Source organism: Enterobacter sp. IF2SW-B1, assembly GCF_001743375.1.
GTDB lineage: Bacteria > Pseudomonadota > Gammaproteobacteria > Enterobacterales > Enterobacteriaceae > Enterobacter > Enterobacter bugandensis.
In genome coordinates this window covers 1-20,165 of the sequence record NZ_MJAA01000012.1, presented here as the reverse complement: position 1 = coordinate 20,165, position 20,165 = coordinate 1, and the positions used below count along the sequence as shown (strand labels likewise).

The following is a 20,165-nucleotide window of genomic DNA, read 5'->3' as shown; positions in this document are numbered from 1 at the left end:
TGCCCTCACCCCAACCCTCTCCCACGGGAGAGGGAGAAAACCTAATCCAGCACCAGTACCATCCCGTCATATCCCGCTTCAATGCCGTCCGGCAGCGGGTTATCCATCATCCATGCGTCAAACTGATGGCTAATGTGCGTCAGGATCACCTGCGGACAGCCAATCACCTCGTTCAGGGCCATCACCGTATTTAAATCACTGTGGTTGCGCGGCGTCTCCGGACGCGGTTCATGGCTGCAGTCGATGATTATCGCCTGTGGCTGATTGTTGAGCAGAAACGTCACTGATTTATCCGGCAGCCCGGCGGTATCAGAAAGCCACGCCACGCGGCTATGGGCCGATTCCAGCAGATACCCGAAGGTCAGTTTTGAATGGTTGAGCGGCAGCGGCGTGACCCGCAGCCCCTGCAGTTCAAACATCACGAACGGCTCGACCGTGTGGCTGAAATCCAGAATGCCGGGGTGTTTAAACAGATCGTCACAGCCCGCTTCATCCGGCGGGCCGTAGACCGGGATGGTTGCGCCCACGCCCCAGCGCAGGGGGAACAGCCCCTGGACGTGATCCATATGATAGTGCGTGAGTAAAAACTGCTGGAAACTGCCCGCCGGCCAGTCGTCCATCAGGTGCGGAATGCCCGCATCCAGCAGGGTGACAGCATCGTTGAATTTGACCACCGCGCTACAGGGGCGACGGCGATAGTTGTCCTGCAAACGCGCCCTGCGACACGCCGCGCAGTCGCAGCCAAAGACCGGGACCAGCTGTGCGCTTCCGGTTCCCGTTAACGTGATGGTCAGACTCATAACGCACCTCTACAGCGGTTTGGTGAATCGAAAATGGCTCTGCGTATATCCCTCACGAACGTAAAAGCGGTGCGCGTCCGTGCGCTTCACGCTGGTGGAGAGCTCCGTTAGCTCGGCGCCGGCCTGCCTCGCAACGTCTTCTGCCCAGGCGAGCAACTGGCTGCCAATCTTTAGCCCGCGCGCTTGCGGCATCACCACCAGCTCCTGGATCTCGCCGATCCAGCGGGCATGGTGCAGGTGAAACTGCATGTGCAGGCCGATCATGCCGACGACCTGTCCGTCCAGCTCGGCAAGCTGGTAGCGCATGTTGTGATCCTGAAGGTTGGCCAGAAATCCGGCGTGAAACGCCTGGTGATCGAACTCTGCCTGCTTCAGTTCACAGATCAGGGCGTAAACAATTTGCGCATCGTCGGCGGTGGCGGGGCGAAGCTGGCAGTCAGGCATGCTGTCTCTCCTTCTGGCGAATAAGCGATAAAAAGGTCTCGACTGACTGTAGCAAACTTCCGTCGTTATTGAGGACGTGACAGCCCGACGGGGTGTAGCGCGCCGCACGTTCCAGCCGCTGGTCGATCTCACGCGCATTTTCGCGCCCCCGGCTTTGCAGACGGCTGCGCAGAATATCCGGAGAAACCTGCAGGCAGACCGGCAGCAGCGCCGCTTCGTACCGGGCTTTGGCCTGCGGCAGATGTGCGCGCGAGCCGTTAACCAGCACGTCGAAGCCCGCGTGCAGCCAGAGGTCGATCTCGATGCCGACGCCGTAATAAAAGCCGTTCGCGTGCCAGCTCAGCGCCAGCAGGTTTTGCCCGGCGCGGGTAAAAAACTCCTGCTCGCTCAGGGCGATATGGTTTTCACTGCCAACGTTCGCCGCGCGGGTAATGTAGCGGTGCGCCACCAGCAACTGTGAATGTTCCCGCTGCCGTAACGCCGACAGCAGGCTGTCTTTTCCCGAGCCGGACGGGCCCATTAACCAGATGAGTCTTCCCATCAGAACACCCTTTTTCCCTGACGCCAGACGTGGTCGATATGAACGTGCTCGCCCTTGCGGTGCGCCAACACCAGGTCTGCCCGTTTGCCTTCGGCAATCTCACCGCGGTCGTGAAGGTTGAGCGCGCTGGCCGGGTTTTTCGTCACCAGTCGAATCGCCTGCGGCAGCGTAAAGCGGTTGTCCTCGTCGTCTGCAACGCGGAAGGCCGCGTCCAGCAGGCTGGCGGGGTAGTAGTCAGACGAGAGGATATCCAGCAGGCCGAGGGAAGCGAGTTTGCTTGCCGCCACGTTGCCGGAGTGCGATCCGCCGCGCACGATGTTCGGCGCGCCCATCAGCACGTTCATGCCGTGTTTGCGGGAGGCTTCAGCCGCTTCGAACGTGGTGGGGAATTCGGCGATCACGCTGCCAAGCTGGTGGGATTCGCGCACGTGATCGTGCGTGGCGTCGTCATGGCTGGCCAGCGCAATGTTGCGGTCCCGACACATCGCGGCAATGGAGAGACGGTTCGGCTGCGACCATTGTGCCGCAAGCGCCAGCTGCTCTTCTTCGTAGCGCGCCATCTCCGCGTCGTTGAGCGAGTATTTGCCCTGATAGTATTCACGGTACTTTTCAATGTTGGCGAACTGGCGCTGCCCCGGGGAGTGATCCATCAGGGAGACCAGCGACACCGGCTCGCGTCCGACCAGCTTTTCAAACAGCGGCAGGGTGGTGTGGTGCGGCAGCTCGCAGCGCAGGTGCAGGCGGTGCTCGGCGCGGTTGAGGCCGCGCTTTTGCGTCTCCTCCACGGCGTTGATCATCTTTTCCAGATTTTCCAGACGATCGCCGCCGTCGCGCACGTCGCCGATCGCCACCGCGTCCAGCACCGTGGTGATGCCGCTGGCGACCATCAGCGCGTCGTGGCTGCTCATCGCCGAATGGGCGGGCCAGTCCACCTTCGGGCGCGGGGTGAAGAATTTATCCAGATTATCGGTATGCAGCTCAATCAGCCCCGGCAGCAGCCAGCCGCCGTCGCCGTCCATCGCTTCAGGAGAACGGCTTTGGGTTTCGGCAAAGGCGCGGATGACGCCATCCTGGATTTCAACCGAACCCTTCACGACCTCATTTTCCAGCACCAGCCTGACATTATTGATAATCATGCGTTTGTCCCCATCGGGTGCAGCCTGTCCGCTACGCGATTGCGGACGGCGTCGTCGTGGAAGATCCCGACGATCGCCGCCCCGCGCGCTTTGGCCTGTTCGATCAGTGCTATCACCGCTGCGCTGTTTTTAGCGTCGAGCGAGGCGGTGGGTTCATCCAGCAGTAATATCGGATAGTCGACGATAAACCCGCGCGCGATATTCACGCGCTGCTGCTCGCCGCCGGAAAAGGTCGACGGGGCGAGGTGCCACAGGCGCTCCGGCACGTTGAGGCGCGTCAGCAGGCTGGCGGCCCTGGCGGCGCAGGTTTCGCGCGGCACGCCGAGATCCAGCAGGGGCTGCATCACCACATCCAGGGCGGAGATCCGCGGGATCACCCGCAGGAACTGGCTGACCCAGCCGATCGTTGAGCGGCGCACTTCCAGCACCTTGCGCGCCGGGGCCTGAACCAGATCGACCCACTCTTCGTTATGGCGAATATGGATGTGGCCTTCGTCCGGTAAATAGTTGGCGTACAGGGAGCGCAGCAGGGTCGATTTACCGCTGCCGGAGTGGCCGTGCAGCACCACGCATTCACCCTGACTCACCTCTAACGAGGCATTTTGCAGCACCGGCAGGCGCACGCCATTTTGCTGGTGGAGCACAAAGGTCTTACTGACATTTTCAACGTGGATCATGTTGGCCTCTTAATTCTGTAATACCGACGACACCAGCAGCTGGGTGTACGGATGATGCGGGTCGTCGAGCACGCGGTCGGTCAGCCCACTTTCCACCACCTGACCCTGCTTCATCACCAGCAGGCGGTCCGCCAGCAGGCGCGCAACGCCCAGATCGTGGGTGACAATCACCACCGCCAGGTTCAGCTCCACCACCAGGCCGCGCAGCAGGTCGAGCAGGCGGGCCTGCACGGAGACGTCCAGCCCGCCGGTGGGTTCATCCATAAACACCAGCTTTGGATGGGTGACCAGATTGCGGGCAATTTGCAAACGCTGCTGCATACCGCCGGAAAAGGTGGTTGGCAGGTCGTCAATGCGCGAGGCGGGGATCTCCACCTCCTCCAGCCAGTGCTGTGCGGTGGCGCGGATGTTGCCGTAGTGGCGCGCGCCGGTGGCCATCAGCCGTTCGCCGATATTGCCTCCCGCCGACACCTGACGGCGCAGGCCGTCCATCGGGTGCTGATGCACCACGCCCCACTCGGTGCGCAGCAGGCGCCGGCGCTCGGCCTCGCTTATGTCGTAGAGGGAGCGTCCCTGATACAGGATCTCGCCGTGTTGCGGCGTCAGGCGCGCGGAGATGGACTTCAGCAGGGTGGTTTTGCCGGAGCCGGACTCGCCGACAATGCCCAGCACTTCGCCCGGCCACAGCTCGAACGACACGTCGCTGAAGCCTTTTCCCGGCGCATAAAGGTGGGTCAGGTTATTAACCGAAAGCAGCGGTTTCATTGGCCGTTCGCCTCGCTCTGTTGGCGGCAGTAATCGGTGTCGGAGCAGACAAACATCCGTTTGCCCGTATCGTCCAGCACCACTTCATCAAGATAGCTGTGTTTGGATCCGCAGATGGCGCACGGCTCGTCCCACTCCTGCACCGTAAACGGGTGATCGTCGAAATCCAGGCTTTCGACACGCGTATACGGCGGCACGGCGTAGATGCGTTTTTCACGTCCGGCACCAAAGAGCTGCAGGGCAGGCATCATGTCCATCTTCGGGTTATCGAATTTTGGGATCGGCGACGGGTCCATGACGTAGCGCCCGTTGACCTTCACCGGGTAGGCGTAGGTGGTGGCGATATGGCCGAAGCGGGCGATGTCTTCATAAAGTTTGACCTGCATGATCCCGTACTCTTCCAGCGCGTGCATGGTGCGGGTCTCGGTTTCGCGCGGCTCGATAAAGCGCAGCGGCTCCGGGATCGGCACCTGGAAAATCAGAATCTGATCTTCCGTCAGCGGAGTCTCCGGAATGCGGTGGCGGGTCTGGATCAGCGTCGCGTCTTCGGTTTTTTCGGTGGTGTTGACGCCCGTCACGCGCTTAAAGAAGTTGCGGATCGACACAGCGTTGGTGGTATCGTCCGCGCCCTGGTCGATAACCTTCAGCACGTCCGCTTCGCCAATCACGCTGGCGGTGATCTGAATGCCGCCCGTGCCCCAGCCGTACGGCATCGGCATTTCACGGCCACCAAACGGCACCTGATAGCCGGGGATCGCCACTGCCTTAAGGATGGCGCGGCGGATCATGCGTTTAGTTTGCTCATCCAGATAGGCAAAGTTGTAGCCGCTTAAGTTAGCCATTGGCGCGCTCCCGTTGCAGGCGTTTCAGCAGTTCCAGTTCGGCCTGGAAATCGACGTAGTGCGGCAGCTTGAGGTGCGAGACAAAGCCTGCGGCCTCGACGTTGTCCGCGTGGGCCAGCACGAACTCTTCGTCCTGCGCCGGGCCGGCAATGTGCTCGCCGTAGTCCGGCGCCTGCAGGGCGCGGTCAACCAGCGCCATCGCCATCGCCTTGCGCTCGCCGAGGCCAAACACCAGCCCGTAGCCGCGGGTAAAATGCGGGTCTTCATTCTCTGGCGCGACGAAACCATTGACCATTTCGCACTCGGTCATCAGCAGTTCGCCGACGTTCACCGCAAAACCCAGCTCTTCCGGCACGATTTCGACGTCGAGATAGCCGCTGCGGATCTCTGCCGCGAACGGGTGGTTGCGCCCGTAGCCGCGCTGTGTGGAGTAGGCCAGCGCCAGCAGATACCCTTCGTCGCCGCGCATCAGCTGTTGCAGACGGGACGAGCGTGAGCACGGGTAGACCGGCGGCGTGCGGGTGACGTCGTCCGGCGTGGCGCCAGTGTCTTCTTCCGCTTTCGCCAGCCCCTGGTTTGCCAGCAGGCTGAAGACGTGCGGAGACGGTTCCTGTTCGACGTCTGAAGTGCTGAGCGTTGGGGCTTCGCCGTTCGCCAGCAGCGTGAAGTCCAGCAGACGATGGGTGTAGTCGTAAGTCGGGCCAAGCAGCTGGCCGCCGGGAATGTCTTTATAAACGGCAGAGATTCTGCGCTCCAGGCGCATTTCCGCCGTGTTCACCGGCTCGCTGACTGCCAGACGTGGAACGGTGGTGCGCCAGGCGCGCAGCAGGAAGATGGCTTCCACGTTATCGCCGCTGGCCTGCTTCAGCGCCAGCGCTGCAAGCTCGCGGTCAGCAACGCCGCCCTCGGTCATCACGCGGTCAACCGCGAGGTTAAGCTGTTGCTCAATCTGGGCGACGCTCAGCTCGGGAAGCTGTTCATCGCCCCGGCGTCTGTGCTCCTGTAAGGCATGAGCGGCGGCGATCGCCTTTTCGCCTCCTTTGACGGCTACGTACATCAGCACACCTCCACGTGGGTAGTCCGCGGGATTGCCAGCAGGCGCTCGCCGCAGGTCAGGATCAGGTCAATGCCGAGCGGGAACGGGTGCGGACGCTCGGTCAGCTCATGGATGATGCACTCCGGCAGCTGGGGCGCGACCATCCGCTCGTCGGCGATGCCTGCGCCCGTCAGGCGAAGCATGCGGCCACCGCTCAGGCTGGAGACTTGCAGGATCAGCGTGGCGCTGGTTTCCGGTGCGACGGCGCTGCCTTCGCTAAGGGCGTTAAGCTGTTCATGGCTGATCTGTTCGTCGGCCACGGCAAAGACCGCCTGCTGGGGCTGTTCGACCAGCGGCGCGCTGGTGTGAAAGCGCAGGTTCTGGCTGGCGATATCGTTCAGCAATGCGCCTGACAGCCATACCGGGGTGTCGTTGTCCGCCAGCGTCAGCAGCACGCTGGTAGTGGCGAGGTTCAGCGGCAGCCAGCCCTGCGAAAGCTGATGCAGCGAGACGATCACGCCGGGCTCGCTCATGGCCTTCAGCAGGCGACGGAAACTCTGTTGGGCATCCTGGACGGCCAGGGTAAAAGCAGGTTGAAGCGTCATGCGTTGTCTCCGCGAACGAGCGTAAAGAAGTCGACCCGGCTGGTGTTCACTTCGGCCTGACGCGCGGCAAGGCGTGCGGCGCGGTCGGCTTCCAGCGGGGCAATAAGGGTTTCCATTAACGTCTGGAAATGCGGGTGTTCCTGTAAAAGCGCGTCGATCACCGCGCAGCGCTCGGCGTGCGTTTTGTCTCGCCCAAGTACGTAGCTATAACCCAGCGTGCCGCTGTTAAGGCGGATAGCCGCGCGGGTGAGGGTGGCATCGCCGGCGAAGAAGCGCTCGCCGGTGCCGCCCATGCGTGCCTGGATCTGCACCAGGCCGATCTCCGGCGCGCGGATCGTGTCGTAGTCCGGCGTCAGGCCGAGTGCGTTCATGCGGGCGGCCAGCGCAGCAGGCTGGCTATGGGCCAGCACGCGCATCCAGCGCTGTCGGGTGGAGGTGTCGAAGTGCATTCAGTGCTCCATGGTGAATTCAATCATGTCGGCGCGGGTCAGGCTGACGGAGTATTCCGTCGCGTTGATCTCGCCGTCACGGTGGTTGAGGGTGCGCACGCAGAGCAGCGGGGCCATGTTGGGGATCTCCAGCACCTTGCTCTCTTTCGCCTGCGCGCGGCGGGCGCTGATGCGCGTCTGGGTGCGTTTGAGCGCGATACCCGTCGCGTCCTGAAGGAAATCATGCAGGGAACCGCTGGCGAAATGTTGCAGCACTGGCCAGAGGGTGAGGTCCGCGAAGTAGTGGTCGATCTGGCAGACCGCCACGCCGTTGACCCGGCGCAACGTACGCAGGTGTACGACGTTGTCACCCTCCTGAATCCCGAGCGCATCCGCCACGTGGCGGGAGGCCGGGCGCAGAACCGAGAGCAGCTTTTCGCTGGTTGGATGGCTACCCTGATCCAGCAGATTCTGGCTAAAACGCGCCTGGGCGTTGAGCGGGTAGTCAAACGGGCGCATCAGCACCAGCACGCCGACGCCCTGACGGCGCTGGACCCAGCCGCGCTCCACCAGCTGGTCAATGGCGCGGCGCAGGGTGTGGCGGTTCACTTCGTAGCGGTCGGCAAGCTGCTGCTCGGCGGGCAGGTAGTCACCGCAGCGGTAATGCGTGCGCAGCTCCACTTCGAGCCTGGCCGCAATCTCTTGCCAGCGGGTAGGGTAACTGGTCGGATGTCTGGATAAGTGCATACCAATCAAAGCCTCGCTAATCAGATGAAGTGCTTACGCAAGCGTTGAGAGAGGAAATCCAGCAGGCTGACGGTGACGATGATAAGCACCATCAGGGCGCAGGTTTGCTGGAACTGGAAACCGCGAATCGCTTCCCACAGGGTGACGCCAATCCCGCCTGCGCCCACCATACCGACTACGGTGGCGGAGCGAACGTTGGACTCGAAGCGGTACAGCGAGTAGGAGATCAGCAGCGGCATCACCTGCGGCAGGACGCCGTAGAGGATCTCTTCGATTTTGTTGGCGCCGGTTGCGCGAATACCTTCCACCGGGCCGGGCTCGATGGCTTCGACCGCTTCCGAGAGCAGCTTGGAGAGCACGCCGGTGGTGTGGATGAACAGTGCCATCACGCCGGCGAACGGACCCAGGCCAACGGCGACCACGAACAGCATCGCAAAGACCATTTCGTTGATGGCGCGACAGGCGTCCATCAGGCGACGCATCGGCTGGTAAACCCACCACGGTACGATGTTCTCGGCGCTCATCAGGCCGAACGGAATGGAGAGAACGACGGCGAGGGCGGTGCCCCAGACGGCGATTTGCAGGGTGATCGCCATTTCGCTGAGGTAGTCCTGCCACTGGCTGAAATCCGGCGGGAAGAAGTCGGCGGCGAAGGTCGCCATGTTGCCGGAATCTTTGAAGAGCAGCAGCGGATCCATCTCCGCGCCCTTCCAGGAGATAACGAGTACCGCCAGCAGGATGGCCCAGCTTATGAGCGAGAACCAGCTGCGCTTCGGCGGCGGGAGGGTGATGGTTTGCATGTTGGCTCCTTAATCTGTTCTCCCTCTCCCCCAAGGGAGAGGGGACTAGTGTTACTGCACCGCTTTATTCACGCTCGTCATCGCACCCAGCGCGGCGGTCAGGCGGTCGAGGTCTTCCAGCTGGGCCTGGATTTCAGAGACTTTGCTGGTCTTCTCCTCTTCCTTCAGCCCTTTGTTGTCCTTCACGGCCTGCATCTGCTTAAACAGCGCCAACTGGCGAATCGGGACCAGCTGCAGATCGCTGGACGCGCGGAACGGTGCCCAGCCCAGACGTTCCAGAACCGCTTTCTCTTCCGGCGTTTTGCCGTAGTTCATAAAGAAGTCGTAGACCTTGTCCTTGGTGCTTTCGGAGATATTTTTGCGCCAGACGATCGGGTCGCCGGGGATCAGCGGGGATTTCCAGATGACCTTCAGCGCTTTCAGCTTGTCCGGCGCGGAGGTTTTCAGCTTGTCGAGGTTTTCGGTGTTGTTGGTGGCAACGTCCACCTGCTTGTTCGCCACGGCCAGCGCGTTGGTTTCGTGGCTGGCGTTGACGGTGCGCTTAAAGTCGCTGGCGGAGATGTTGTTTTTCGCGAAGACGTAGTAACCAGGGACGAGGAAGCCGGAGGTGGAGTTCGGATCGCCGTTACCAAAGGTCAGATCTTTGCGTTTGGCGATCATGTCGTTGAGGTTGTTGATCGGGCTGTCTTTGTTGACGATCAGCACGCTCCAGTATCCTGGAGAACCATCTGCCGCAACGGTCTGGGCAAAGACCTGACCGTTGGCGCGGTCCACCGCTTCCATGGCGGAAAGGTTGCCGTACCAGGCGATGTCCACTTTGTTAAAGCGCATCCCCTGGATGATGCCCGCGTAGTCCGGGGCGAAGAAGGCGTTCACTTTGATCCCCAGTTTGGTTTCCATATCTTTCAGGAACGGTTCCCACTGCGGCTTCAGGTTTTGCTGTGATTCCGTTGAAATGATGCCAAAGTTCAACGCTTTTTCCTGCTCTTCGGCGTACGCCGGGCTTAACAGGGTGCTGATGCTGAACATGCTGGTGAAGGCCAGCGCGGCAACGGCTTTGTAGTTCATTTCCATTCCTCGTTATCGGGGCGTTAAGCAGCCTGCGCGCGTTCTTCGACGCGGTTTACGCTGCGGTAGAGATGGTCAAAACGTTCGTTATCAAACTGATGGCTGGCACCATCGAAGAACACGTGGCCCTGACGCAGGGCGACGATGCGCTCGCAGTAGCGCAGGGCGTAATCCACCTGATGCAGCGTCACCACCACTGTGATGCCGTCGTTCTGGTTGATGTCGCGCAGGGTTTCCATCACGATGCGGGCCGACTCCGGATCCAGCGAGGCGATGGGCTCATCGGCCAGAATGATTTTGGCTTTCTGCATCAGAGCGCGGGCGATAGCGACGCGCTGCTGCTGCCCGCCGGACAGCGTGGACACGCGCTGGTGGGCGAAGTGCGCCATGCCGACGCGGGTCAGCGCCTGTAAGGCTTCCTGCTTCTGTGATGGGGAGAACCAGCGCAGGCAGGTGCGCCAGAACGGGGTGCTGCCGAGCGCGCCAATCAGCACGTTCTCCAGCACCGTCAGGCGGTTCACCAGGTTGAACTGCTGAAAGATGTAGCCCGTCCGGGCGCGGCTTTCGCGAATATCGCTCGCCAGACGGCCTGCATGCTGCACGGTGTTACCCAGCAGCTCGACGCGGCTTTCCGGCGTTTTATCGCAGGTAATAAGGCCGCTTAAGTGACGCAGAAGGGTGGATTTTCCTGAACCTGACGGCCCCAGCAGCGCCACCATTTCGCCCTGCTGGACGGTCAGATCAACGGCATGCAGCGCCTTGTTGTGATTGAAGGTCTTGCTCAGTTTCTCGACGCGGATAACAGTGTGCATGTGCTGGGCCTCACGATAAATGTGGCCTCATGCTGGCGCATCAATATGACATTTGGGTTAAGTGCAGGTTGCGGGAGTTTGAAGAGTTGAGGGGAGTTTGATGACAGGCGGAGGCAGACCGCCCACCGCCCGAAAATTAGTGCTGCTGCTTAACGACGTTAATCATCCACGGCACGCCGTACTTGTCGGTGACCTTACCGAAGCCGTGCGCCCAGAAGGTTTCCTGCCAGGCCATGTCGATATTCCCGCCATCGGCAAGGTTGTCGAACCAGCGCTTGCCTTCTGACACATCCTGCGTGTCGAGCACCAGCGTGAAGCCCGCGTATTGTGCGCTGCTGCCCGGCGGCAGCCCGTCGCTCATCATGATATCGCTGCCCGCAATGCGAACGTTGGAGTGAGCGATAGCCGAATCCGGAAACTGCATGCCGGACGGACAGCCTTCTTCGCTGTTATCGCTTTTTGGCATTTCGCCGAAGGTGATTTTATAGAGGAGTTCTGCGCCGACGGCCTGCTGATAGAAGGCGGTAGCCTCTGCACAGTTGCCGGCAAAAGAGATGTAGGGACTTAACGGCATAATCTTTACCTCACGTAAGAAAAGCCCGTTAAGTGTAGTTCCCGAAAGCCCGGTAAGCGAAGCGCTACCGGGCGGGTTAAATCAGTTCTTTTTCACGAACTCAGATTTCAGTTTCATCGGACCGAAGCCGTCAATTTTGCAATCGATATTATGATCGCCTTCCACCAGACGGATATTCTTCACTTTGGTGCCGATCTTAAGCATGGAAGAGCTGCCTTTCACCTTAAGATCTTTCACCACGGTGACGCTGTCGCCATCCGCCAGCAGATTACCGTTGGCATCTTTGACGATCAGCGCATCAGCGTCCTGCGCTGGCTCGGCATCATTCCATTCGTGTGCACATTCCGGGCAGATGAACATGCCATTATCTTCGTATGTGTATTCAGAATTGCATTTTGGGCAGTGTGGGAGTTGCATGTCGGTATCCTCAAAAGTGTTAACGCGCTGGAAAGTGCCAGCTAAATGACGGCAGAGTGCCGAAAAAGGCGGCAAGTATAACGCAAATCCACACTTTTGTCGGTGCTATTGTGAATTTAAAAAACGCAGAAAATGTGTTGCGAGTGACACTTACTGTCAGTCAGCTAAGCGATGCTAACGTCATTAACACGGTGGAAAGAGAAGTCGCTAAATATATCGAATATTTTATTGCGGCAAATTGCTACGCACCTTCATTTCGGATAAGGTGAAGCAACGCATTGTTATTTATCTTCGAACTTTACTGCCATGCATTTCTTATGTTGGCGGCCTATCCCTCTCTTTTTAGGTGGGTAAATAATGATGATATATCCTGAAGCTTCTTAAAATGGGCCAGGCTTTTTATCTTTTGGCTTTCAGGCCTTGAGGAGAGCTTTACACGCCATGCAGGGATAGCCATTTATTTCTGATTATCTTCAATTAGTTATATTTTGGTGAACATGTTTTCCACACGTGATCATATAAGCCTGAACATCATAATTAATACAAGTGGCTTAATAAAAGTAATAAATTTGCGTTAAGGAAAGGCTTTTATCATGCACACACAGACCATTTTTGAATTAAGTCAGGAAGCTGAGCGTTTGTTACAGCTTGCCCTGCAAAATCTCGATACCCTGAAATCAATGCCGACAGCGAAGCTGGAGAGCACGACGGCTGCTATTACAGGTGAAAAGAACAACGTGCTGCCTTTGCATTTTAGTGCGCGCGGCGTCGAAGCGCAGCAGGCAACGCTGAATAATGAATTACGCAAAATAACACGTCTGGAAATGGTTCTGGCTATCGTTGGCACGATGAAAGCGGGGAAATCGACCACCATTAATGCCATTGTGGGTACCGAAGTGTTGCCGAACCGCAACCGCCCAATGACGGCGCTGCCTACGTTGATCCGTCATACGCCAGGCCAGAAAGAGCCGGTGCTCCACTTCTCACATGTCTCTCCTATTGATGATTTGATTCACCTGCTGCAGAAAAAGCTTGGCGATTACGATCGCGGCAAGCTGGCTCTGCAACTGGAAATTGATAAGGACATGAATACGCTGCTGGAGCGTATTGAGAAAGGCGAGGCCTTTGAAAAGCATCATCTCGGGGCGCAGCCAATATTTCATTGCCTGAAAAGTCTCAATGACCTGGTGAGGCTCTCCCAGGCGCTGGGCGTGGCGTTTCCGTTCTCTGAATACGCGGCCATCGAACATATTCCGGTGATTGAAGTGGAGTTCGTGCATCTTGCGGGTCTGGATGCCCACCTCGGGCAGCTGACGCTGCTCGATACCCCCGGCCCCAATGAGGCCGGACAACCGCATCTGCAAAAAATGCTTAGCGAACAGCTAGCCCGCGCGTCGGCGGTGCTGGCGGTGATGGATTATACCCAGCTTAAATCTATTTCTGATGAAGAGGTCCGTCAGGCTATTTCGGTTGCGGGGAAATCAGTGCCTCTGTATGCGCTGGTGAATAAATTCGACCAGAAGGATCGCAATAGCGACGATGAAGAGCAGGTCAGGGCAATGATCTCCGGTACCTTAATGAAAGGCACTATTTCGCCTGGCCAGATCTACCCTGTTTCCTCTATGTGGGCGTATCTGGCAAACCGCGCCCGCAACGAGATGAATGCCCGTGGACGCCTGCCGGATCATCAGGAGCAGCCCTGGGTGCAGGATTTTGCCGAAGCCGCACTCGGACGCCGCTGGCGTTCGGCGGACCTGGACGATATAAACCATATCCGTCACGCAGCCGATTTGCTCTGGGAAGATTCGCTGTTTGAACAGCCGATACGCAAACTGATTTACGCCGCCTATGCCAATGCCTCGCTATTCGCGCTGCGCTCGGCCTCGCATAAGCTGCTCAACTACGCGCAAAATGCCCGGGAGTATCTCGACTTCCGCTATCAGGGGCTGACGGTGGCCTTTGAGGGGCTGGAACTGAACATCGCGCGTCTTGAAGAGGATATGGCGCTGCTCCAGACGCGCCAGAGCGCGGTGAGCGATGAGGTGAAACATGAAGTTGACCAGGCGCTGAACGCGACCGCGGACTTTATGGAGGCCGAAAAATCGGCGCTTCACCAGGCAGTGGGCCATGTGTTCAGCCCTCAAAATATTCTTGATTTGGCAGGCGTTGAGCGGCTGAATCGCCGCAGTGACAAACTGCAAGAGCGGGAACCGCTGGTTCTGGATGATGAAGGTCAGGCGCAGATCGTCCTGAGTAAAATTCGCTCCTCCTGTGAACTCATCATGCTGGATGCGCAGGCAAAAATCGCCCGGGAGCTGGCGTTACGCTTCGATCAGCTGGAATCTACGCTGGCGCGCTCGCTGAATGAAGCTATCTGCCCCATTGAAACGCGTATAAAAGAGCATCTGAGCCATGCTGGCTTCCGGGCGCGGATCAGCTTCCCGGCTTTTCAGGCAAACCAGCTTGACTTCAATACGCGTGCACTGTTTAACGATGCCATTGCACAGGATAACCGCCCGGCAGGTCAACTTTCCGCCGGGAGCAGTATGCGTGAAACCGTTTCGCGTTGGCTCAATAATCCGGGCTGGGGCTGGGATGAGTACGTGGTCACGCGCACGCACTATGTTATCGACATTGCGCAACTGCATGACAAATTTAAGCAACATATTGATCAGTTTTGTGAACAAATACGTAAAGCTTTGTCCGCGCAGGTCGATGTCTCTGTTACGGCCGGAATGGCGACGTTCTTTGCAGAATTTTCGTTATGCCTGACCGGGTTACAGGAAAGCTTGCGTGATAGCCTCGCAGTGCGTCAACAAAATGAACATTCAACCCGAGCGCTCAGCCAGCTGTTGAAGCAAAGCATTACGACTGCGACGTGGATTCAGGAAGATACCCGACTGTTACGCGATGACATTCAAACTCTATTCGCAGCAGAGCAACCATGACAACACAGCTACTGGACGGTCCCGGGCGGACGCTGGAGTGTATTCATCCCAGGTTTATGGTCGATCTTGTGCAGGGCGTGGACGCGGCGCGCCATCCCCATCTGGGGCCGCAGCAGCTGCAGTTTCGTGAACGTTTGACTCAGGAGATCATGACGCATACCCGGCTACGGCCCTGGGCGATGGCGGGAATGCTTAACGAGAACGCGGCCCTGCGCCTGGGGCTGGCGGAAAAACTCGCCGGCATGTTGGATCCAGGCCATCTTGCGCTGACGCTGATGGCCGATAAACTGACTGCACTGTGCCAGCAGGCTCACCTGCGTGCTCAGCCATCTCCCGGCCTGCTTGAACAGTATGCGGAGCTCTCCTCTCATTTCACCCAACGTGCCGCCTATAAAGAAAAGGCGCTGACCCAGCGTGGACTGACGGTACAGGCGGGCGAGCACAGTGAACAAATTTTCACCCGCTGGCGAGCCGGTCACTATGATGGCTGGTCTTTGGCCGGGCGCTGCTTCATTGTTCTGGAAGAGCTGCGCTGGGGAGCATTTGGAGATGCCTGCCGTCTGGCGAACAACGATGTGTCGGCAATGCTCAAGGATAATTTACGCAGCATGGCCGCCAACTACCTCGCGCAGGGCATCAATGCGTCTCCCACAACGCGCCATTTCTATCATCAATGGCTGACCACACCCGCTTCGGCGGGTTTAATCGATCACAAAGACATGCTGGGCTGGCTGGGCGACTGGTGTCAGGCGGATATACACCCGGTGAGTTGGTCAGTGACGCAAAACTGGCAGACCGTCGCGCTGGGTATGCCGAGGCTGTGTTCGGCAAAACGGCTGGTGGATGCGATGGTGGAAGAGATTTTTGGTTGAACCCCTCATCCTGACCCTCTCCCCCCAGGGGAGAGAGGATGGCTGGCGCGGTGTGTTAGTGATTCATTTCTATCGGTTTCGGTTCAGGCGGGATCTCTTGCACATTTCCGTAGCGTTTCGCGTATAGCGCCGTGATGATGGGCACCAGGATTGCGGTGACAATCACGCTGGCGGCAACCAGTGCCGTCGCGGACGCGGCCACCGGTTCGAAGGCCGGGTTAATCTGGGCGATAATCACCGGGTTTGCAACGGCAGCGCCTGCGGCTGAAGAGGCGGCGACGCCCGCCGTGCCGTTTCCTCCCCCGATTACGCGGTCAGCAATGATCAGCGGAATACCGGTGATGATGATAACCGCGACACCCAGCATAATCCCCAGCAGTCCCGTATCCAGAATCACGTTCAGGTTGATGGTGTTACCCAGCGCAAAGCCAAAGAATGGGATCAGCACCGGCGTGGCTTTGCTGAAGAAATCACGCAGATCGTGATCCAGATTGCCCAGCGCGAAGCCGATCAGGAATGGCAGGATCGCGCCGACAAAATGATGGGGCTCAAAAGAAGCCAGGCCAGCGGACCCCAGGATCAGCATCGTCATGAGCGGGCCGGACTCCAGAGACATCAAAACAAACGCGCCGGACTCCTCTTTCGTTCCGTACTGGTTCATCAGGCTGGCATACAGCCCGCCGTTGGTCATGTCCATCGCCGAGACAATCGCCAGGACGGATAACCCGGCGAAGAAACCGGTCTGAATTCCATTTTCAGGAATGAACATCGCGCATATCATTGCGACCACCCAGGCAACCGCTATTTTGGTTATCACCAGCGTTCCGGATTTGCGTAATACGGTACCGGTTGCCCGCAAATTAATGGATGCGCCGATACAAAAGAACCAGACCGCCAGGATGGGAACGGTACCCGTAATCATCCCCTTTGTGAAACCACCAAAATAAGCCCCGGTTTCAGGTGCTAATGTATTCAGAATAGCACCGAGTACCAGCGGCACCAGCATCATACCACCCGGTATGCGTTCTATCGTGGCTTTAATCTTCATCTCTAACCCTCACAATTTCGCCTCTCATGGTGAGCGGCAGGTGCGAATAAAAAAATCAATAAATTCAATTTGATGAAGGGTGCTCTTGATGATTGGTTTGTGATAACCCTGCACCGAAATTCAGTTAGCGCTCTCGTTTCCTCTCGTCAGAAAACATGCGTCGCTATGTTTCAGGAATTATCATGCGATCGATGGAATATTGATTCAATGAAAATAAAACGGTGTTTTAGTTATCTTCATCACATATTGAATGTAAACTTTACGGCGCGTTGTGAGAGCTGAAAATTTATGTAAATCTCTTGTAAAAAATATGGCTTTTTATTCTGTTAGGAAAAGAAAAAGGATGAGGCCGAAAATGGGGCTCTGGAAGGTTGAGAAAGTACTTATTTGCGGTAGTTGACAAAAACTGTCTTCACCTGACGCAGTATAAATATATGTGTGAAGTTGATCACAAATATAAACGCTGGTAGGGTAAAAAGGTCATTAACTGCCCAGACAGGCGTCAACAGGTTCGGTTGTATCGACGGTAAACGTCAATGTAAGTAAACCTGCTACGCTTGAAGATGGAGGTTCGCACGGAGCGGATCTCGGGTTCACAGAGTGCGAGTTGGCTGTGGAACGGACAGGGCTAAGTCTACGAGGAAAGCTATGCTAAGAAGGAAAAAGGTTAAACCCATTACGCTTCGCGACGTCACCATTATTGATGACGCTAAATTGCGTAAAGCGATCACCGCCGCCTCGCTCGGTAATGCGATGGAATGGTTCGATTTCGGTGTCTACGGCTTTGTTGCCTATGCATTAGGTAAAGTGTTCTTCCCCGGTGCTGACCCAAGCCTGCAGATGATTGCCGCGCTGGGTACATTCTCCGTTCCTTTCCTGATCCGCCCGCTGGGTGGTCTGTTCTTCGGTATGCTCGGTGACAAATACGGTCGCCAGAAAATACTCGCTATCACCATTGTCATTATGTCGATCAGTACGTTCTGTATCGGCCTAATACCGTCCTATGCCACGATCGGCATCTGGGCACCTATTCTGCTGTTGCTCTGTAAGATGGCGCAGGGCTTCTCCGTCGGGGGCGAGTATACCGGGGCGTCGATCTTCGTCGCGGAGTATTCTCCTGACCGTAAGCGCGGCTTTATGGGCAGCTGGCTGGACTTCGGTTCGATTGCCGGGTTCGTGATGGGCGCGGGCGTCGTGGTTCTGATTTCAACCGTGGTCGGTGAGGAGAACTTCCTCGACTGGGGCTGGCGTATTCCGTTCTTTATCGCGCTCCCGCTGGGTATTATCGGTCTTTATCTGCGACATGCGCTGGAAGAGACACCTGCGTTCCAGCAGCACGTTGAGAAACTGGAGCAGGGCGACCGCGAAGGGCTGCAGGACGGCCCGAAAGTGTCCTTTAAAGAGATCGCGACAAAGCACTGGCGCAGCCTGCTGACCTGTATTGGTCTGGTGATTTCCACCAACGTCACTTACTACATGCTGCTGACCTACATGCCGAGCTATCTGTCGCATAACCTGCACTATTCGGAAGATCACGGCGTGCTGATTATTATCGCCATCATGGTGGGTATGCTGTTTGTACAGCCGATTATGGGTCTGCTGAGTGACCGCTTTGGCCGTCGACCGTTTATCATCCTGGGTAGCGTAGCGCTGTTCGCGCTGGCGATCCCGGCGTTTATTCTGATCAACAGTAACGTGCTGGGTCTGATTTTCGCGGGTCTGCTGATGCTGGCGGTGATCCTGAACTGCTTTATCGGGGTGATGGCATCCACATTACCTGCGATGTTCCCGACGCACATTCGGTATAGTGCGCTGGCGGCGGCGTTCAACATCTCCGTTCTGATTGCCGGCCTGACGCCTACGCTTGCCGCCTCTCTGGTGGAAAGCACGCAGAACCTGATGATGCCAGCCTACTACCTGATGGTTATTGCGGTAGTCGGCCTGGCGACCGGCCTGACCATGAAGGAGACGGCGAACCGTCCTCTGAAAGGGGCGACACCTGCGGCATCTGATATTCAGGAAGCGAAAGAAATCCTGCGAGAGCACTACGATAACGTTGAGCAGAAAATTGAGGATATCGACGCAGAGATTGAAGAGCTGCAGAAGAAACGCTCCCGTCTTGTTGATCAACATCCACGCATTAACGAGTAATAAAGAAACCCGCCAACGGCGGGTTTTCTTTTATTAGCATCCGGCGGCGATGTAGTCGCCGTTGGCGCTAATGGGGATGACGGTCAGGAACAGGACGGTCGCGAACAGGATCAGGATGATACCTCCGGCAATTTTAACTGCCGGCACCAGCCATCTGAACGCGCTATCTCCCCCGAACCATGCCACCGTGCGTTCACGGGCATAACGAACCGCCAATGATAGCCCCATAATAGAGAGTGCCGTTCCTAAAGACATGGTCATAACGGCCGCCATTCCCCAGGTGACAATGCCCAGCGCGTTCGAAAACATCAGAATCATGATTGCACCGCTGCACGGACGTGCGCCAATCGCCAGAATGACGCCCAGACGCGTTTTCCAGTCACCTTGTGTCAGATCTGCGCCCACGCCGTGATGACCACAGCCACAGTGTTCATCGTGCTGATGAAGGGGAGTGATGGCTGAGATCCTCATTCTTTGAGGCCGCAGGCTTTTCAGCGCCTGGTAAATGATGAAAGCACCAAACGCGCCAATCAGCACGGCGCTTATCTTCTCGACATACCAGCGGCTGGTGCTGATATCCCCTGACGCGAGGTTAAATCCTACTGCCAGAATAAAGACAAACAGAATGGCGCTGACGCCCTGCATCAGGCTGCCAAGAAAGGGAACGGTGCGTGCGGCCAGTTGGCTCTCCTTATTTGTGCTCAGGTAGGTTGTCACGATGAACTTCCCGTGCCCCGGCCCGATGGCGTGAAGGACGCCATAAAAGAAAGCGCCTGTTAAGAGCCATAATCCACCGCTGTACTGGTTGTTATTAAGCTGCAGGAGATACATCACCAGATAACGGTGCAGCGTAATCTGCGTGGCAAGGCACCACTGGATAAAGGCGTTCCAGTGCGTATGCAGCGTAAAAGCGGCGAAGAGGATGGTCAGCAGCATCAATCCGGCCGTAGGGAGGCGCCAGTCGCGAGGCAGGCGTTGTGTATTCATCAGGGGGAGCTCTGCGGAGAAGAATATTTGCCGCTAGTATAGTTGATCTTCTCTTTCAGTTCGCAGGATCGCATCAGGATCTTGCTGTAATTGTGGATAAGTCTGTGCGTAAAAGGGTATAAGGCGGGGTTTTGCTGGGGAATGCATCAGTCAGTCATTTTTTTGCAACTTTTCTGTTGCGGGCTGCGGATTACTCCCTATAATGCGCCTCCATCGACACGGCGGATGTGAATCACTTCACAGTTAACCCGGTCGGTTGAAGAGAAAAAATCCTGAAATAACGGGTTGACTCTGAAAGAGGAAAGCGTAATATACGCCACCTCGCAACGGTGAGCTGAAAGCCGCGTTGCAACTGCTCTTTAACAATTTATCAGACAATCTGTGTGGGCACTCAAAGTGACATGGATTCTTAATGTCTTCGGACAATAAATGAATACCAAGTCTCTGAGTGAACATACGTAATTCAT

General features: G+C 57.4%; 21 protein-coding genes. 3 read left to right on the top strand and 18 right to left on the bottom strand.

The features are described 5' to 3' along the window. Positions 1-41 precede the first annotated feature (41 nt). From phnP to A6013_RS20475, 16 genes are all read right to left on the bottom strand, one after another. Positions 42-800, bottom strand: a complete 759-nt coding sequence (gene phnP, locus A6013_RS20550) for a phosphonate metabolism protein PhnP (RefSeq protein ID WP_069733669.1) — start codon at positions 798-800, stop codon at positions 42-44. A 9-nt stretch (positions 801-809) separates the two neighbouring features. Next, on the bottom strand, positions 810-1,244 hold the full coding sequence (gene phnO, locus A6013_RS20545; RefSeq protein WP_063437690.1) for an aminoalkylphosphonate N-acetyltransferase: 435 nt from the start codon (positions 1,242-1,244) through the stop codon (positions 810-812). Beyond that, positions 1,237-1,788 carry a ribose 1,5-bisphosphokinase gene (gene phnN, locus A6013_RS20540; RefSeq protein ID WP_102863634.1) on the bottom strand — a complete coding sequence of 184 codons (552 nt, stop codon included), beginning with the start codon at positions 1,786-1,788 and terminating at the stop codon, positions 1,237-1,239. The genes phnO and phnN overlap by 8 nt, the downstream gene beginning before the upstream one ends. Further along, positions 1,785-2,921: an alpha-D-ribose 1-methylphosphonate 5-triphosphate diphosphatase gene (phnM, locus tag A6013_RS20535; protein WP_045261065.1), complete on the bottom strand. Its 1,137-nt coding sequence runs from the start codon at positions 2,919-2,921 to the stop codon at positions 1,785-1,787. Before phnM ends, phnN begins: the two co-directional genes overlap by 4 nt. Then, entirely contained in the window at positions 2,918-3,598 is a 681-nt protein-coding gene (phnL, locus tag A6013_RS20530) for a phosphonate C-P lyase system protein PhnL (protein WP_047366876.1), read from the bottom strand. The genes phnM and phnL overlap by 4 nt, the downstream gene beginning before the upstream one ends. Before the next feature lie 9 nt (positions 3,599-3,607). Beyond that, positions 3,608-4,363 (bottom strand): phosphonate C-P lyase system protein PhnK, encoded by a 756-nt coding sequence (gene phnK / locus A6013_RS20525; RefSeq protein ID WP_045261067.1) that lies wholly within the window; start codon positions 4,361-4,363, stop codon positions 3,608-3,610. Beyond that, the gene (phnJ, locus tag A6013_RS20520; RefSeq protein WP_041911512.1) at positions 4,360-5,205 is read right to left on the bottom strand and encodes an alpha-D-ribose 1-methylphosphonate 5-phosphate C-P-lyase PhnJ; all 846 of its coding nucleotides are present in this window, start codon (positions 5,203-5,205) and stop codon (positions 4,360-4,362) included. The genes phnK and phnJ overlap by 4 nt, the downstream gene beginning before the upstream one ends. Beyond that, positions 5,198-6,262 (bottom strand): carbon-phosphorus lyase complex subunit PhnI, encoded by a 1,065-nt coding sequence (locus A6013_RS20515; protein WP_028015209.1) that lies wholly within the window; start codon positions 6,260-6,262, stop codon positions 5,198-5,200. The genes phnJ and A6013_RS20515 overlap by 8 nt, the downstream gene beginning before the upstream one ends. Then, positions 6,262-6,846 carry a phosphonate C-P lyase system protein PhnH gene (gene phnH / locus A6013_RS20510; RefSeq protein WP_047354122.1) on the bottom strand — a complete coding sequence of 195 codons (585 nt, stop codon included), beginning with the start codon at positions 6,844-6,846 and terminating at the stop codon, positions 6,262-6,264. The genes A6013_RS20515 and phnH overlap by 1 nt, the downstream gene beginning before the upstream one ends. Beyond that, positions 6,843-7,295 (bottom strand): phosphonate C-P lyase system protein PhnG, encoded by a 453-nt coding sequence (gene phnG / locus A6013_RS20505; protein WP_028015211.1) that lies wholly within the window; start codon positions 7,293-7,295, stop codon positions 6,843-6,845. The genes phnH and phnG overlap by 4 nt, the downstream gene beginning before the upstream one ends. After that, the gene (gene phnF / locus A6013_RS20500; protein ID WP_041911508.1) at positions 7,296-8,021 is read right to left on the bottom strand and encodes a phosphonate metabolism transcriptional regulator PhnF; all 726 of its coding nucleotides are present in this window, start codon (positions 8,019-8,021) and stop codon (positions 7,296-7,298) included. Positions 8,022-8,041: 20 nt separating this feature from the next. Then, on the bottom strand, positions 8,042-8,821 hold the full coding sequence (phnE, locus tag A6013_RS20495; protein ID WP_028015213.1) for a phosphonate ABC transporter, permease protein PhnE: 780 nt from the start codon (positions 8,819-8,821) through the stop codon (positions 8,042-8,044). Between the two features lie 51 nt (positions 8,822-8,872). Further along, the gene (gene phnD / locus A6013_RS20490; protein WP_069733668.1) at positions 8,873-9,889 is read right to left on the bottom strand and encodes a phosphonate ABC transporter substrate-binding protein; all 1,017 of its coding nucleotides are present in this window, start codon (positions 9,887-9,889) and stop codon (positions 8,873-8,875) included. Positions 9,890-9,912: 23 nt separating this feature from the next. Continuing rightward, positions 9,913-10,701 carry a phosphonate ABC transporter ATP-binding protein gene (gene phnC / locus A6013_RS20485; protein ID WP_047366880.1) on the bottom strand — a complete coding sequence of 263 codons (789 nt, stop codon included), beginning with the start codon at positions 10,699-10,701 and terminating at the stop codon, positions 9,913-9,915. Positions 10,702-10,837: 136 nt separating this feature from the next. After that, positions 10,838-11,275 carry a VOC family metalloprotein YjdN gene (gene yjdN / locus A6013_RS20480; protein ID WP_028015216.1) on the bottom strand — a complete coding sequence of 146 codons (438 nt, stop codon included), beginning with the start codon at positions 11,273-11,275 and terminating at the stop codon, positions 10,838-10,840. Between the two features lie 81 nt (positions 11,276-11,356). Beyond that, on the bottom strand, positions 11,357-11,692 hold the full coding sequence (locus A6013_RS20475) for a zinc ribbon domain-containing protein YjdM (protein ID WP_047366881.1): 336 nt from the start codon (positions 11,690-11,692) through the stop codon (positions 11,357-11,359). Between the two features lie 593 nt (positions 11,693-12,285). Here A6013_RS20475 and crfC point away from each other — a divergent pair. After that, entirely contained in the window at positions 12,286-14,640 is a 2,355-nt protein-coding gene (gene crfC / locus A6013_RS20470) for a clamp-binding protein CrfC (protein ID WP_069733667.1), read from the top strand. Next, positions 14,637-15,512, top strand: coding sequence for a diguanylate cyclase regulator RdcB family protein (locus A6013_RS20465; protein ID WP_028015219.1), 876 nt, complete (start codon positions 14,637-14,639; stop codon positions 15,510-15,512). Before crfC ends, A6013_RS20465 begins: the two co-directional genes overlap by 4 nt. Positions 15,513-15,567: 55 nt before the next feature. Here the strand turns inward: A6013_RS20465 and kdgT are convergent, their stop codons facing one another. Next, positions 15,568-16,560: a 2-keto-3-deoxygluconate transporter gene (kdgT, locus tag A6013_RS20460; protein ID WP_069733666.1), complete on the bottom strand. Its 993-nt coding sequence runs from the start codon at positions 16,558-16,560 to the stop codon at positions 15,568-15,570. A gap of 648 nt (positions 16,561-17,208) precedes the next feature. Between kdgT and proP the strand changes: the two genes are divergently transcribed. Continuing rightward, complete coding sequence (gene proP / locus A6013_RS20455; protein WP_041911505.1) at positions 17,209-18,711, top strand: glycine betaine/L-proline transporter ProP; 1,503 nt, start codon at positions 17,209-17,211, stop codon at positions 18,709-18,711. A gap of 33 nt (positions 18,712-18,744) precedes the next feature. Here proP and A6013_RS20450 read toward each other — a convergent pair whose 3' ends face one another. Next, positions 18,745-19,698 carry a nickel/cobalt transporter gene (locus A6013_RS20450; protein WP_069733665.1) on the bottom strand — a complete coding sequence of 318 codons (954 nt, stop codon included), beginning with the start codon at positions 19,696-19,698 and terminating at the stop codon, positions 18,745-18,747. Between the last annotated feature and the right edge of the window lie 467 nt (positions 19,699-20,165).

Coding starts and splice junctions, on each gene's coding strand:
- crfC (WP_069733667.1), top strand. CDS start 12,286: ATGCACACACAGACCATTTTTGAATTAAGTCAGGAAGCTGAGCGTTTG.
- phnH (WP_047354122.1), bottom strand. CDS start 6,846: ATGACGCTTCAACCTGCTTTTACCCTGGCCGTCCAGGATGCCCAACAG.
- A6013_RS20475 (WP_047366881.1), bottom strand. CDS start 11,692: ATGCAACTCCCACACTGCCCAAAATGCAATTCTGAATACACATACGAA.
- phnK (WP_045261067.1), bottom strand. CDS start 4,363: ATGAAACCGCTGCTTTCGGTTAATAACCTGACCCACCTTTATGCGCCG.
- phnG (WP_028015211.1), bottom strand. CDS start 7,295: ATGCACTTCGACACCTCCACCCGACAGCGCTGGATGCGCGTGCTGGCC.
- phnJ (WP_041911512.1), bottom strand. CDS start 5,205: ATGGCTAACTTAAGCGGCTACAACTTTGCCTATCTGGATGAGCAAACT.
- A6013_RS20450 (WP_069733665.1), bottom strand. CDS start 19,698: ATGAATACACAACGCCTGCCTCGCGACTGGCGCCTCCCTACGGCCGGA.
- yjdN (WP_028015216.1), bottom strand. CDS start 11,275: ATGCCGTTAAGTCCCTACATCTCTTTTGCCGGCAACTGTGCAGAGGCT.
- phnP (WP_069733669.1), bottom strand. CDS start 800: ATGAGTCTGACCATCACGTTAACGGGAACCGGAAGCGCACAGCTGGTC.
- proP (WP_041911505.1), top strand. CDS start 17,209: ATGCTAAGAAGGAAAAAGGTTAAACCCATTACGCTTCGCGACGTCACC.
- phnE (WP_028015213.1), bottom strand. CDS start 8,821: ATGCAAACCATCACCCTCCCGCCGCCGAAGCGCAGCTGGTTCTCGCTC.
- phnO (WP_063437690.1), bottom strand. CDS start 1,244: ATGCCTGACTGCCAGCTTCGCCCCGCCACCGCCGACGATGCGCAAATT.
- A6013_RS20515 (WP_028015209.1), bottom strand. CDS start 6,262: ATGTACGTAGCCGTCAAAGGAGGCGAAAAGGCGATCGCCGCCGCTCAT.
- kdgT (WP_069733666.1), bottom strand. CDS start 16,560: ATGAAGATTAAAGCCACGATAGAACGCATACCGGGTGGTATGATGCTG.
- phnF (WP_041911508.1), bottom strand. CDS start 8,021: ATGCACTTATCCAGACATCCGACCAGTTACCCTACCCGCTGGCAAGAG.
- phnC (WP_047366880.1), bottom strand. CDS start 10,701: ATGCACACTGTTATCCGCGTCGAGAAACTGAGCAAGACCTTCAATCAC.
- phnM (WP_045261065.1), bottom strand. CDS start 2,921: ATGATTATCAATAATGTCAGGCTGGTGCTGGAAAATGAGGTCGTGAAG.
- A6013_RS20465 (WP_028015219.1), top strand. CDS start 14,637: ATGACAACACAGCTACTGGACGGTCCCGGGCGGACGCTGGAGTGTATT.
- phnD (WP_069733668.1), bottom strand. CDS start 9,889: ATGAACTACAAAGCCGTTGCCGCGCTGGCCTTCACCAGCATGTTCAGC.
- phnL (WP_047366876.1), bottom strand. CDS start 3,598: ATGATCCACGTTGAAAATGTCAGTAAGACCTTTGTGCTCCACCAGCAA.